This is a genomic window from Pseudomonas sp. B5(2017), from assembly GCF_002112825.1.
Lineage (GTDB): Bacteria > Pseudomonadota > Gammaproteobacteria > Pseudomonadales > Pseudomonadaceae > Aquipseudomonas > Aquipseudomonas putida_Z.
Genome location: NZ_NEIR01000013.1, coordinates 25,642 through 38,099 on the forward strand (window position 1 = coordinate 25,642; position 12,458 = coordinate 38,099).

Consider the following 12,458-nt stretch of genomic DNA (forward strand, 5'->3'; position numbering starts at 1 on the left):
AGGCCACTACAGGTTGTCACTTACCCCGCTGCATCCACGCCGCCCCCAGCCCACTGAGGCAGATCACCGAGATGCCCACCAGGCTCAGGGTATCCGGCACCTGGCTATAGACAACCAACCCAAGCAACCCGGCAAACACGATCTGGCAATAACTGAACGGCGCCAGCAAGGCCGGTGCCGCATGGCGAAAGGCCTGGGTCAGCAGCAGGTGCGCAGTCATGCCAAAGCCACCCAGCGCCAGCATCAGCAGCGCATGGTCCCAACGCGGCATCTGCCAGAAGAACGGCACCAGCGCACTCATCGCCAGGGTGTTGCACAACCCCGCATAGAAGTTGCTGGTGGTCGGGCTGTCATGCGCGGCCAGGATGCGCGTCAGCAACTGATAGAAGCAGAAGCCCAGCGCCGAACCGAACGGATACAGGATGGCCGGGGTGAACATCGCCCCGCCCGGGTGCACCACCACCAGCACACCGATGAAGCCCATCACCACCGCCACCCACTGCCCCACCGTCACCCGCTCCTTCAGCAACGGCGCCGACAGCGCGGTGACCAGCACCGGGGCCAGGAAGTTGACCGCCGTGGCCTCGGCCAGCGGCAAGTACTGCAGGCCGGTGGTGAACAGCAGGCTGGTACTCAACAGGCTCAGGGCACGTAACGTCTGCAACAGCGGGCGGCGGGTGCGCAGCACGTTGAGGCCGGCCTTGGGCAGGAAGATGCCGGCCATCAACAGCGTGTGCACCACATACCGCGCCCAAACCACCATGATGATCGGGTACAGGCCGCCGAGGAACTTGGACAGGGCATCGTGACTGGCGAACAGGAACGTCGCCACCACCACCAGGGCGATGCCGCGCAGGGGTTGGTTGACTCCGGACAGCGGTGTGCTGGAACTCATGGCACTCTCGATGACGGCGCGGCTGGATGCGGCGCCCAGGGAAGGCCGCGCAGGCGTTGCCTGGCGGATGCAACAGCTCGGATTCTAGAAGAGATGCCGAAGAATAAGGAAGTTCAATTGCCGCCAGCCAAGGCCGACTGCAATTTCTGTTCGCTGATCGACCACTTTCCGCCCCGCGCGCATGGCCCGTGCCGTGCTGATCGCCGACCATCGAATGCGAACCCTGCCCACCCTACAAGGAATTTACATGCAAAGGCTCACCACCCGAAACGGCCTGGACCTGCCCGCGATCGGCCTGGGCACCTGGCCAATGACCGGCAGCGAGTGCACCCAGGCCGTGCGCCAGGCGCTTGAAGTGGGTTACCGGCACATCGACACCGCCACTGCCTATGACAACGAAGCCGCCGTCGGCCAGGCCCTGCGCGACAGCGATGTACCGCGCGAGCAGATTCACCTGACCACCAAGGTATGGTGGGATCGCCTGGCGCCCAAGGCCATGCGCCAGTCGCTGGAGGACAGCCTGCGCGCGCTGGGTACCGAGCAGGTCGACCTGTTCCACATCCACTGGCCCGGCCAGGACTGGGACCTGGCCCGCAGCATCGAAACCCTGGTGGCCCTGCGTGACGAGGGCAAGGCGCGCAGCATCGGCGTGGCCAACTTCCCGCTGGGGCTGCTGCGCCAGGTGGTGGAAACCCTGGGCGCGCCATTGTCGGCGATCCAGGTGGAATACCACGTGCTGCTCGGCCAGCAACCGCTGCTGGACTATGCCCGTCGCCACGACCTGCTGCTCACCGCCTACACCCCGCTGGCCCGTGGGCAGGCGGCGGCGCAGCCGGTGATCCAGGCGATCGCCCGCAAGCATGGCGTACTGCCCAGCCAGGTGGCGCTGAAGTGGTTGCTGGACCAGGACGGCGTGGCGGTGATCCCCAAGGCCGGCAGCCGCGAGAACCAGCTGGCCAACCTGGCGGCGTCGAACGTGCAACTGGATGACGAGGACCGCGCGGCGATCGCCGGGTTGCCGAAGGACCAGCGGGTGGTGAGCCCGGCGTTTGCGCCGGACTGGAACAGCTGATTGCGGCTCAATATCTGAAAGCTGACACGATCTCTGTGGGAGCGGCCTTGTGTCGCGAAAGGGCCGCAAAGCGGCCCCGGCAATTTTTGCGGCGAAGCTGAAAATGATGGGGGCGCTGCGCGCCCCAATCGCGACACAAGGCCGCTCCCACAATGGGCCGCGTAGGCCGTTATATTGGCGTCACGACCTGCTTCAACCGCTCGTTCGCCGGTGCCGGTCGCCCGTACAGGTAACCCTGGAAGTGCGAGCACCCCTCCGCCGCCAACCGGCGCATCTGCTCTTCCGACTCAACCCCCTCGGCCGTGGTCTTGATCATCAGGCTGTTGGACAGGTCGGTAATGGCGCGGATGATCGACATCGCCTCGCGACTGTCGCACATGTCATGCACGAACGACTTGTCGATCTTGATCCGGTCGAACGGGAACGAACGCAGGTAGCCCAGCGAGGAATACCCGGTGCCGAAATCGTCCAGCGAAATGGACACGCCCAGGTCCTTCAGTGCACGCAGGGTACGCACGTTCTCCTCGCTGTTGCCCAACAGCACCGACTCGGTGACCTCCAGCTCCAGCCGCTGTGGCGGCAGGCCTGAGTCGGCCAGCGCCAGGGCCACGGTGTGCACCAGGTTGGCATTCTTGAACTGCACCGCCGACAGGTTGACCGACACTGTCTGCTCACTGTCCCAACTGGCCGCCTCCTGGCAGGCCAGGTTCAGCGCCCGGTTGCCCAGTTCGTGGATCAGCCCGGTTTCCTCGGCGATGGGGATGAAGTCCATGGGCATGACCATGCCACGGGTCGGGTGCTCCCAGCGCAGCAACGCCTCATAGCCGGTAACGCTGCTGGTCTGCTGGTCGACCACCGGCTGGTAGTGCAGCTGCAACTGGCCCAGGTGCAGCGCGGTGCGCAGGTCGGTTTCCACCAGGCGGCGCTGGCGGGCGGCGACGTCCAGTTCGACGTTGAAGCACTCGTAGCGGTTGCGGCCATTGCGCTTGGCCTCGTACAGCGCCATGTCGGCGTAGCCCAGCAGTTGCTCGGCCTGGTCGCTGTCATCAGGCGCAATGGCAATACCGATGCTCACCCCCACCGTGAACTGGTGCCCCTCGATCTGGAACGGTGGGCAGATCGCGTTGATCAGGCGCTGCGCAGTGTTGCATGCGGCCTCCCGGCCCTCCAGGCCGGTCAGCACCACGGCAAACTCGTCGCCGCCCAGGCGGGCCAGGGTGTCGTGTTCGCGCAGTTCGCGCCGCAGGCGCTTGCCCAGCGCGCGCAGCAGCTTGTCGCCAAAGGCGTGGCCCAGCGAATCGTTGATGTTCTTGAAGTTGTCCAGGTCCAGGCACAGGGCGGCGGTCAGCTTGGCGTGCTCGCTGTCACGCACCAGCGCCTGGCGCAGGCGTTCGTTGAACAGGGTGCGGTTGGGCAGCCCGGTCAGCGCATCGTGGTGCGCCATGTGGTGGATCTGCGCGTGGGCGGCCAGCTCTTCGGTGGCGTCTTCGGCAACGAACAGCACGTAGTCGGCCTGGCCTTCACGGTTCTGGCTGAGCAAGGTGCGGCTGCGCAGGGTGCGTGGGCCGCAGGCCGTGTCGACCCGGGTTTCGGCGGCATGGCCCTTGGTGCTGCGGGCGCCACGGGCCAGTTGCTGTTCCAGGTAACCGGCAGCACCCGGTGCCAGGCATTCGCCGGGCAACTGCCCGGTCATGCTGCGCTGCGGCCCGCCGAACAGGCGTTCGGCCTGCTGGTTGGCCAGCAGGATGCGCTGGCTTTCCAGGTCCTGGACAATGACGCTGGCGGGGATGTTGGCAATCACCGAATCAAGGAACTGCGACAGCTTGGTCATTTCCTGGCTGTACTGCTCGGCCAGTTCCTTGGCCTGCAGCAGTTCCAGCTCTTGCCGGTGGTGCTCGGAAATGTCGCGGGTGACCTTGGCGAAGCCCACCAGTTGCCCGGCATCGTCGTACACCGCATCGATCACCACATGGGCATGGAAGGTCGTGCCGTCCTTGCGCACGCGCGAACCGGTCTCTTCGAAGCGCCCGGTGCTGCGCGCCTGCTCAAGGTTGAGCGCGGGCAGCCCGGCGGCGCGCTCGGTATCGGTGTAGAACAACGAGTAGTGCTGGCCGACGATTTCCTCGGCAAGGTAGCCCTTGGCGCGCTGGGCGCCGGGGTTCCAGTTGGCGACGATTCCTTCAGGGGTGAGCAGGTAGAAGGCATAGTCCACCACACTCTGGATCAACAGCCGGTACATGATGTCGGGGCTTGCGACTAGCGACATGAACTTTACCTGGGCCTTCGAAAGGCGTGAAAAGGATTGGTGGCATTATGCCTCCGATGACGATTTTGTGAAGTGGCTCACAAAAAGCCACGATCCCTTCAATTTGCGAACGAAGGCTGGCAACCCCTCAATGGCGGGCGCCCGTCACCAGGAAATTGAGCAAGCCCGGTTCGTCATCCAGGGCTATGGGCTGCGCCGGGCGCGACAGCTCGGCCAGCACGGCATCGCAGAAGGCCACGGCAGGCATGTCCTGGGCGTAGCAGCGCATCAGCCAGTCGCCCTCGCCGCCCAGCAGTTGCAATGCCACCGCCCGGCCGATGCCCTGTCGGCGGTACTTTTTCAGGATGAACAGGTCGGCCAGTTCGAACGCGTCGATGCCCGGCAGCTCGCTGCGTTCGACCAGCACGAAACCGGCGATGAAACCATCTGCCAGCACCAGGTACGCGCCCCAGCCATCGGCCTGCCAGTAACGTTGCAGGTGCTCGTCATGGATATAGAAGCGGCCGTCCACTTCGACGTCTTCCTGCTCCCAGTCCGAGGACTCGTAGGCGTAGAACTGGTAGAGGTTGCGAATCAGCGGGGCCTGGTCGGCAGTGGTTGCCAGCAGTTCGATGGGCAGCATGGTGCGGGGGCTCGGGTAAAAAGGCGGATTCTAGATCAACAGCCCCTGGCAGCAAAAAGCCCAGACCCTCCCCGCACGGAAAGGCCCAGGCAAAACCATCACAAGCACATCACTCATTGATTTAGCAGGCCCCTGTGGGAGCGGGTTCACCCGCGAACACCGGCACAGCCGGTGCCATACACCGTGTCGCATTCTTCGCGGGTAAACCCGCTCCCACAACGACCTCTACAACCGGAGCAATAACACCACTCAGGCCCCCTGCAACGCACGCGGGCGGTGGCTGCGCGCCTCGGCGTCCGGCGCCTTGGCCGCCTGCAGGTGGAAGTCGAACGCCAGTTCGGCAAAGCGTTCGCCCTCTACACCGCGATCACGCGCCGCCGCCGCATCCTCGACAAAGCGCAGCTCGCCGACCAGCCCGTCACGGGTGGCATAGGCAAAGTCATCCCACAGGTACTTGTCGCCAGCCAGGTTTATCTGCGTGGTCAGATGGCGGTGCCCCGGCGCGGAGATGAAGAAGTGCACGTGCGCCGGGCGCTGGCCGTGACGGCCAAGCAGGTCCAGGCATTCCTGGGTTGGCCCCTGCGGGTCGCAGCCATACCCCGACGGCACGATGGAGCGCGCGCGGTAACGCCCTTCGGCATCGGTGATGATGCGCCGGCGCAGGTTGTACTCGGACTGGGTCGAGTCGAAGTACGAATAGGTGCCCTTGGTGTTGGCGTGCCACAGGTCAACGGTGGCGCCGGCCAACGGCTTGCCTTCGGTATCGAACACCTGGCCCTGGAGGAACATCACCACGCCCGGGTCGCTGCCGTCGTCCATGCGCGCTTCGCCCTGCGCCAGCGGCGCCCCCGCCACATACAGCGGGCCTTCGATGGTGCGCGGGGTGCCGCCAGTCAGGCCGGCCTCGGCGTCCTTGGCATCCTGCAGCAGGTCGAGGAAGTGCTCGATGCCCAGCCCCGCCGCCAGCAGGCCGGCTTCGTTACGGCCACCCAGGCGGTTGAGGTAGTCGACGGCATGCCAGAACTCGTCTTCGGTGATTTCCAGGTCTTCGACCAGGCGTGCAGTGTCCTGCAGCACACGCAGGATGATCTGCTTGAAGCGTGGGTTGCCTTCGGCATGGCCCAGGCCGGCCACTTCCTTGAAGAACGCCTGAACATCGGCAGTATGGGAAATTTTCACGGTCATCGTGCTTGCCTCATCTTGTTCTTGTCAGGTAGACAGGTGCGACTCAGCGGTCGTCGCTGTGAATCGACGAGGGGTGCCGGCACAGGCCGTCGACCTCGATGTCCATGTACGGGAACAGCGGCAGCTGCATCAGGGTGTCGTGCAGCGCCTCGACGCTGGGCACGTCGAACACGCTGTAGTTGGCGTAGTGCCCGGCAATGCGCCACAAGTGGCGCCAAATGCCTTCGCGCTGCAGGCGCTGGGCCAGTTCCTTTTCGTCGGCCTTGAGCCGGGCGGCCTTGGCCGGGTCCATGTCGACCGGCAGTTTCACGGTCATCTTCACGTGGAACAGCATGCTGGTATCTCCTTTCTCTGATTTGGCGCGAACACGGGCGAAGCCCGTGCCATCCACCGCGTCGCCTGCTTCGCGGCTAAAGCCGCTCCCACAGGGGTTGTGTGTTCTTTCAGCCAGCGTGACTCAGCAGCGGGCGAAGCGCGCCAGGCGCTGTTCGTCCAGGGTCAGGCCCAGGCCTGGGGTACGTGGAATGTGCAGCTGGAAGTCGCGGTACTGCGGCGGCTCGTTGACGATTTCTTCGGTCAGCAGCAGCGGCCCGAACAGCTCGGTGCCCCAGGTGAGCTGGCGCAGGGTCAGGAAGGCGTGAGCCGAAGCCAGGGTGCCGATCGAGCCTTCGAGCATGGTCCCGCCATACAGGGCGATGCCGGCAGCCTCGGCGATTTGCGCGGTGCGCAGCACGGCGCGCGGGCCACCGTTCTTGGCTATTTTCAGGGCGAAGATGCTGGCCGCGCCAATGGCGGCCAGGCTGAAGGCGTCCTCGACGCTTTCGATCGACTCGTCGGCCATGATCGGCGCCGGGCTGCGCTGGTTCAGGCGCACCTGGCCGCTGCGGTTGATGCGCGAAATCGGTTGCTCGATCAGGTCGATGCCGTTGTCGCCAAGCACCTGGCAGGCACGGATGGCCTGGGATTCGTCCCAGTACTGGTTGACGTCGACCCGCACGCTGGCACTGTCGCCCAGCTCGCGCTTGATCGCCATCACGTGCTTGAGATCCTGGGCCAACGGGTTGGCGCCGATCTTCAGCTTGAACACCCGATGCCGGCGAATCTCCAGCATGTGCAGGGCTTCGGCGATGTCACGGGCGGTGTCGCCGCTGGCCAGGGTCCAGGCCACTTCCAGGCTGTCGCGCACGCGGCCACCCAGCAGTTCGCTGACCGGCAGGCCCAGGCGCTTGCCCTGGGCATCGAGCAAGGCGCTCTCGATACCCGACTTGGCAAAGGTGTTGCCCTTGGCCAGCTTGTCCAGCTTGAGCATGGCGGCGTTGATGTTGTCTGCCGCCAGGCCGATCAGCGCCGGCGCCAGGTGCGCATCGATGTTGGCCTTGATGCCTTCGGGGCTTTCGTAGCCATAGGCCAGGCCGCCGATGGTGGTGGCCTCGCCGATGCCTTCCACGCCATCACTGCAGCGAACACGCAATACCACCAGGGTCTGCTGCTGCATGGTGTGCATCGCCAGCTTGTGCGGGCGAATGGTCGGCAGGTCGACGATAATTGCCTCTATACGTTCAATCAGCGCGCTTGTCATTGTTGCCAGGTCCCGTTGTTTCGGGCTGCCAGCCGCAGGCCCGAGTGGTGCATTTACTTGCTTGTTCAAGGATTGCGCGAGACCCTGATAGCCGTCCAATATCGAATGAATCTCCCACCATACCCTGGAGGTCTGATGGAGCTGCGCCACCTGCGTTACTTCAAGGTCCTGGCCGAAACCCTGAACTTCACTCGCGCCGCCGAGCTGCTGCACATTGCCCAGCCACCGCTGAGCCGGCAGATCAGCCAACTCGAGGACCAGCTCGGTACCTTGCTGGTGGCGCGCGAGCGCCCGCTGCGGCTGACCGAGGCGGGCCGCTTCTTCTACGAGCAGAGCTGCACCGTGCTGCAGCAGCTGGAGAACATCAGCGACAACACCCGTCGCATCGGCCAGGGCCAGCGCCAGTGGCTGGGGATCGGCTTTGCCCCCTCGACCCTGTACAAGGTGCTGCCGGAGCTGATCCGCGAGCTGCGCCAGGACAGCGAGCTGGAACTGGGCCTGAACGAGATGACCACGCTGCAGCAGGTGGAGGCGCTGAAAAGCGGGCGCATCGACATCGCCTTCGGGCGCATTCGCATCGATGACCCGGCCATTCACCAGCAAGTGCTGTGCGAGGACCCGCTGGTGGCTGTACTGCCCAAGGGCCACCCGCTGGCGAGCAGCCCGCTTACCCTTGCCCAGCTGGCTGGCGAGGCGTTCATCCTCTACCCGGCCAACCCGCGGCCCAGCTATGCCGACCATGTGCTGGCACTGTTCGCCCACCACGGCATGAGCATCCGCGTCAGCCAGTGGGCCAACGAACTGCAGACCGCCATCGGCCTGGTGGCCGTCGGCGTAGGCGTCACCCTGGTGCCGGCGTCGGTGCAGCAGCAGCACCGCACCGATATCGAATATGTAAGCCTGCTCGACAGCGGCGCCGTCAGCCCGATCATCCTCAGCCGACGCAAGGGCGATGTGAGCCCGATCGTGCAGCGCTGCCTGGCATTGATTGCACAACAGGCCGAATGAGCGCGCTCCCTGACCTCACGCGGTCGGTTGTAGGAGCGGCCTTGTGTCGCGAAAGGGCTGCAAAGCAGCCCCAGGGTTTCAGCGCAGATGCACAAATTGCCGGGGCTGCTTTGCAGCCCTTTCGCGACACAAGGCCGCTCCTACAAGGGCCTGCGCAGGCCAGAAGAATGCGCCCCCCGGGTCATCATCAACCAACAGGAAAAACCAGCATGATTCACGGCAAGACACTGCAAGCATGGTGCAGCTCCCACCCCCTGATCGAAGACCTGGTGGCCCTGCGCGAAACCCGTTGGTTCAACCCGCACATTGCCCCTGCCGCCCAGGCCCTGGCCGATGTCGGCCTGAACGCCGCCGATGTCAGTGCCGCCAGTGCCCGCCTGGCACGCTTTGCCCCGTACCTGGCCAGCGTGTTCCCGGATACCGCCGCCACCGGCGGCATCATCGAGTCGCCACTGCGCCCGCTGCCCACCCTGCACGCCACCTTGCTGCAGGAAGCGGGCCTGCCAGCCAGCGGTTCGCTCTGGCTCAAGGCCGACAGCGAGCTGCCGATCTCCGGTTCGATCAAGGCCCGCGGCGGTATTCATGAAGTGCTCAAGCATGCCGAAGACCTTGCCCTGGCAGCCGGCCTGATCAACCTCGACAGCGATTACCGGGAACTGGCCAGCGACCAGGCCCGGCAATTCTTCAGCCAGTACAAGGTTGCGGTCGGCTCGACCGGCAACCTCGGCCTGTCGATCGGCATCATGAGCGCCAGGCTGGGCTTTCAGGCGACCGTGCACATGTCGGCCGATGCCCGCCAGTGGAAGAAGGACAAGCTGCGCGCCCATGGCGTGAAGGTGGTCGAGTACGAAAGCGACTACAGCGTGGCAGTGGAGCAAGGGCGCCAGCAGGCGGCGGCGGACCCGAGCTGCTACTTCGTCGACGACGAGAACTCGCCACACCTGTTCCTCGGCTATGCCGTGGCGGCCGAGCGGCTGGCCGTCCAGTTCGAGGCCGCGGGTATCAAGGTGGATGCCGAGCACCCGCTGTTCGTCTACCTGCCCTGCGGGGTCGGCGGCGGCCCGGGTGGCGTGGCGTTCGGCCTGAAGCTGATCTGGGGCGACCATGTGCACTGTATCTTCGCCGAGCCCACCCACTCGCCCTGCATGTTCCTGGGGGTGTATAGCGGTTTGCATGACGCCACCAGCGTGCAGGATTTCGGCATCGACAACCTGACCGCCGCCGACGGCCTGGCGGTGGGCCGCCCTTCCGGCTTTGTCGGCAAGGCGATGCAGCGTTTGCTCGATGGTTATTACACGGTCAGCGACGAGGCGCTGTACCGGCTGTTGGTACTGGCCCATGACCAGGAGAACGCGCGGCTGGAGCCTTCGGCGCTGGCGGGGATGCCGGGCATGGTCAAGGTGCTTGAATCGCCTGAATACCTGGCGCGCATGGGCCTGTCGGCTGGGCGCATGGAGCGGGCCACGCACCTGGTGTGGGGAACCGGTGGCAGCATGGTGCCGGAGGCAGAGTTCGCAGCCTATCTGGCCAAAGGAAGGGGCTGAGGAATCGTCTCTGCTTTTGATGTCTGTAGGAGCGGCCTTGTGTCGCGATGGGGCGCGCAGCGGCCCCACATTTTCAGCTTTGCCGCTAATTTCGCCGGGGCTGCTTTGCAGCCCTTTCGCGACACAAGGCCGCTCCTACACAAAGCGGGTGTTGCAGGTAGGCTCTACCCCGGCAGGCTATAACGCTCGGCAAAGTACTGCCGGAAAAAGTCCACTGCCACTCGCACCTTGGCCGAACTGGCCAGCGGAGTGGTGTACACCGCCCAGATATCCGCCGGCTGGTGATAGTCCTCCAGCACCTGCACCAGGCGCCCGTCCTGCAGGCTGTCGTGCACATCCCACCAGGAACGCAGCAATATCCCGCGCCCGTCCAGGCACCACTGGTGCGCCACTTCGCCATGGTTGCTCGACAAACCGCCGGTCACCCGCACCCCCTCCTCACCCTCCGGGCCCATCAGCTGCCACACGCCAAACGGGTGGTCGCGCTCCTTGATCACCAGGCAGTCATGGCTGGCCAGATCGCCCAGCACCTTGGGCGTGCCGCGCCGGGCCAGGTACGCCGGCGCGGCGCACAGCACCCGGCGGTTGCGCGCCAGCGGCTTGGCAATCAGGTTGGGGGCGATGGCGTTGCCCACGCGGATATCCAGGTCGACGCCTTCGGCGATCAGGTCCACCAGGCGGTCATGCACGTCCAGGCGAATGTCCAGCCGCGGGTAGCGCTCGGCCAGCTCCGACAAGGCTGGCGCCACGAAGCGCCGGCCCAGGCCCAGGCTGCTGGCGATGCGCAGTTGCCCGGCCGGCTCGCGGTGCTGGGCGCTTATGTCATCACCCATGCGCTGCACCGCATCGAAAATCTGCAACGCCCACTGGTACACCCGCTCGCCCTCCTCGCTCACCGTCACCCGCCGGGTGGTGCGGTGCAACAGGCGCACTTCCAGGGTTTGCTCGAGCATGCGAATGCGCTTGCTGATGTACGCCGCCGACATGCCCAGCTCATCGGCCACGGCCGCGAAGCTGGCGCGCCTGGCCACTTGCAGGAAGATGTTGAGGTCGTCGAGGTTGGGCAGATTATTCACGTAGCGTGTTCCAAGAATCCATGAATGGCTAGATTATCTCCGGATCAAGCCCTTATAGCATGGCCAGCACCTGTTCCCTAGACAACGAGTGCACCCCATGAGCAAGACTTTCAGAATCGCGGCAATCCCCGGCGATGGCATCGGCAACGAAGTACTGCCTGAAGGCATTCGCGTGGTCGAGGCCGCTGCGCGCAAGCACGGCCTGGACATCAGCTTCGAGTTCTTCGAGTGGGCCAGCTGCGATTACTACCTGGCCCACGGCAAGATGATGCCGGACGACTGGTTCGAACAGCTCAAAGGTTTCGACGCCCTGTACTTCGGCGCAGTGGGCTGGCCTGACAAGGTACCGGACCACATCTCCCTGTGGGGCTCACTGCTCAAGTTCCGCCGCGACTTCGACCAGTACGTGAACATCCGCCCGGTGCGCCTGTTCCCCGGCGTACCTTGCCCACTGGCTGGCCGTGAGCCAGGTGACATCGACTTCGTGGTCATTCGCGAGAACACCGAGGGCGAGTACTCGTCGCTGGGCGGGCGCATGTTCGAAGGCACCGAGAACGAGTTCGTGCTGCAGGAGTCGGTGTTCACCCGCCGCGGCGTCGACCGTATCCTCAAGTACGCCTTCGATGTGGCACAGACCCGCCAGCGCAAGCATGTCACCTCGGCCACCAAGTCCAACGGCATGGCCGTGAGCATGCCGTACTGGGACGAGCGCACGGCGGCGATGGCTGCCAATTATCCGGAAATCAGCTGGGACAAGCAGCACATCGATATCCTCTGCGCGCGCTTCGTGCTGCAACCGGACCGCTTCGACGTGGTGGTGGCCTCGAACCTGTTCGGCGACATCCTCTCCGACCTCGGCCCAGCCTGCGCCGGCACCATCGGCATCGCGCCATCGGCCAACCTCAACCCCGAGCGCAAGTTCCCGTCGCTGTTCGAACCGGTGCACGGTTCGGCGCCGGACATCTACGGCAAGAACATCGCCAACCCGATCGCGATGATCTGGTCCGGTGCGCTGATGCTCGACTTCCTCGGCAACGACGGCGCCGACCCGCGCTATCGCGCCGCCCACGACGACATCCTCAAGGCCATCGAGCAGGTCATCGCCGCCGGTGACGTGACCCGCGACATGGGCGGGCAGCAGTCCACCCAGCAAGTGGGCCAGGCCATCACCGCGCTGGTCGAGGCCTGATCCATCAGGGCCGATTGTCAGA

11 protein-coding genes are annotated in these 12,458 nt (G+C 65.0%); 4 read left to right on the forward strand and 7 right to left on the reverse strand.

All coding sequences use genetic code 11. The annotated features are described in order from the left end of the window. Nucleotides 1-16: 16 nt before the first annotated feature. Nucleotides 17-895, reverse strand: coding sequence for a DMT family transporter (locus CAG00_RS19565; RefSeq protein WP_085665108.1), 879 nt, complete (start codon nt 893-895; stop codon nt 17-19). Nucleotides 896-1,142: 247 nt separating this feature from the next. Here CAG00_RS19565 and CAG00_RS19570 point away from each other — a divergent pair, with 247 nt between their 5' ends. Next, nucleotides 1,143-1,967, forward strand: coding sequence for an aldo/keto reductase (locus tag CAG00_RS19570; protein WP_085593104.1), 825 nt, complete (start codon nt 1,143-1,145; stop codon nt 1,965-1,967). A gap of 169 nt (nt 1,968-2,136) precedes the next feature. Here the strand turns inward: CAG00_RS19570 and CAG00_RS19575 are convergent, their stop codons facing one another. The 5 genes from CAG00_RS19575 to CAG00_RS19600 all read right to left on the reverse strand — a co-directional run bounded on the left by CAG00_RS19575 (nt 2,137) and on the right by CAG00_RS19600 (nt 7,619). Continuing rightward, entirely contained in the window at nt 2,137-4,233 is a 2,097-nt protein-coding gene (locus tag CAG00_RS19575) for a bifunctional diguanylate cyclase/phosphodiesterase (protein WP_085665109.1), read from the reverse strand. 127 nt (nt 4,234-4,360) lie between these two features. Continuing rightward, on the reverse strand, nt 4,361-4,855 hold the full coding sequence (locus tag CAG00_RS19580; protein ID WP_085665110.1) for a GNAT family N-acetyltransferase: 495 nt from the start codon (nt 4,853-4,855) through the stop codon (nt 4,361-4,363). Nucleotides 4,856-5,104: 249 nt separating this feature from the next. Beyond that, the gene (gene catA / locus CAG00_RS19590; protein WP_085665111.1) at nt 5,105-6,040 is read right to left on the reverse strand and encodes a catechol 1,2-dioxygenase; all 936 of its coding nucleotides are present in this window, start codon (nt 6,038-6,040) and stop codon (nt 5,105-5,107) included. A gap of 43 nt (nt 6,041-6,083) precedes the next feature. Further along, on the reverse strand, nt 6,084-6,374 hold the full coding sequence (gene catC / locus CAG00_RS19595; protein ID WP_075044941.1) for a muconolactone Delta-isomerase: 291 nt from the start codon (nt 6,372-6,374) through the stop codon (nt 6,084-6,086). A 123-nt stretch (nt 6,375-6,497) separates the two neighbouring features. After that, on the reverse strand, nt 6,498-7,619 hold the full coding sequence (locus CAG00_RS19600) for a muconate cycloisomerase family protein (protein ID WP_085665112.1): 1,122 nt from the start codon (nt 7,617-7,619) through the stop codon (nt 6,498-6,500). A gap of 135 nt (nt 7,620-7,754) precedes the next feature. Between CAG00_RS19600 and catR the strand changes: the two genes are divergently transcribed. Next, the gene (catR, locus tag CAG00_RS19605) at nt 7,755-8,627 is read left to right on the forward strand and encodes an HTH-type transcriptional regulator CatR (protein WP_085615336.1); all 873 of its coding nucleotides are present in this window, start codon (nt 7,755-7,757) and stop codon (nt 8,625-8,627) included. 209 nt (nt 8,628-8,836) lie between these two features. Then, nucleotides 8,837-10,171 carry a D-serine ammonia-lyase gene (locus CAG00_RS19615; protein WP_085665114.1) on the forward strand — a complete coding sequence of 445 codons (1,335 nt, stop codon included), beginning with the start codon at nt 8,837-8,839 and terminating at the stop codon, nt 10,169-10,171. A 164-nt stretch (nt 10,172-10,335) separates the two neighbouring features. Here the strand turns inward: CAG00_RS19615 and CAG00_RS19620 are convergent, their stop codons facing one another. Next, complete coding sequence (locus CAG00_RS19620; protein ID WP_025338757.1) at nt 10,336-11,247, reverse strand: LysR substrate-binding domain-containing protein; 912 nt, start codon at nt 11,245-11,247, stop codon at nt 10,336-10,338. Between the two features lie 97 nt (nt 11,248-11,344). Between CAG00_RS19620 and CAG00_RS19625 the strand changes: the two genes are divergently transcribed. Beyond that, the gene (locus CAG00_RS19625; protein WP_025338756.1) at nt 11,345-12,436 is read left to right on the forward strand and encodes a tartrate dehydrogenase; all 1,092 of its coding nucleotides are present in this window, start codon (nt 11,345-11,347) and stop codon (nt 12,434-12,436) included. Nucleotides 12,437-12,458: the final 22 nt, after the last annotated feature.

Bases quoted from the DNA above. Each gene is read 5' to 3' on its own strand.
- CAG00_RS19565 (WP_085665108.1), bottom strand. From the start codon at position 895: ATGAGTTCCAGCACACCGCTGTCCGGAGTCAACCAACCCCTGCGCGGC.
- CAG00_RS19570 (WP_085593104.1), top strand. From the start codon at position 1,143: ATGCAAAGGCTCACCACCCGAAACGGCCTGGACCTGCCCGCGATCGGC.
- CAG00_RS19575 (WP_085665109.1), bottom strand. From the start codon at position 4,233: ATGTCGCTAGTCGCAAGCCCCGACATCATGTACCGGCTGTTGATCCAG.
- CAG00_RS19580 (WP_085665110.1), bottom strand. From the start codon at position 4,855: ATGCTGCCCATCGAACTGCTGGCAACCACTGCCGACCAGGCCCCGCTG.
- catA (WP_085665111.1), bottom strand. From the start codon at position 6,040: ATGACCGTGAAAATTTCCCATACTGCCGATGTTCAGGCGTTCTTCAAG.
- catC (WP_075044941.1), bottom strand. From the start codon at position 6,374: ATGCTGTTCCACGTGAAGATGACCGTGAAACTGCCGGTCGACATGGAC.
- CAG00_RS19600 (WP_085665112.1), bottom strand. From the start codon at position 7,619: ATGACAAGCGCGCTGATTGAACGTATAGAGGCAATTATCGTCGACCTG.
- catR (WP_085615336.1), top strand. From the start codon at position 7,755: ATGGAGCTGCGCCACCTGCGTTACTTCAAGGTCCTGGCCGAAACCCTG.
- CAG00_RS19615 (WP_085665114.1), top strand. From the start codon at position 8,837: ATGATTCACGGCAAGACACTGCAAGCATGGTGCAGCTCCCACCCCCTG.
- CAG00_RS19625 (WP_025338756.1), top strand. From the start codon at position 11,345: ATGAGCAAGACTTTCAGAATCGCGGCAATCCCCGGCGATGGCATCGGC.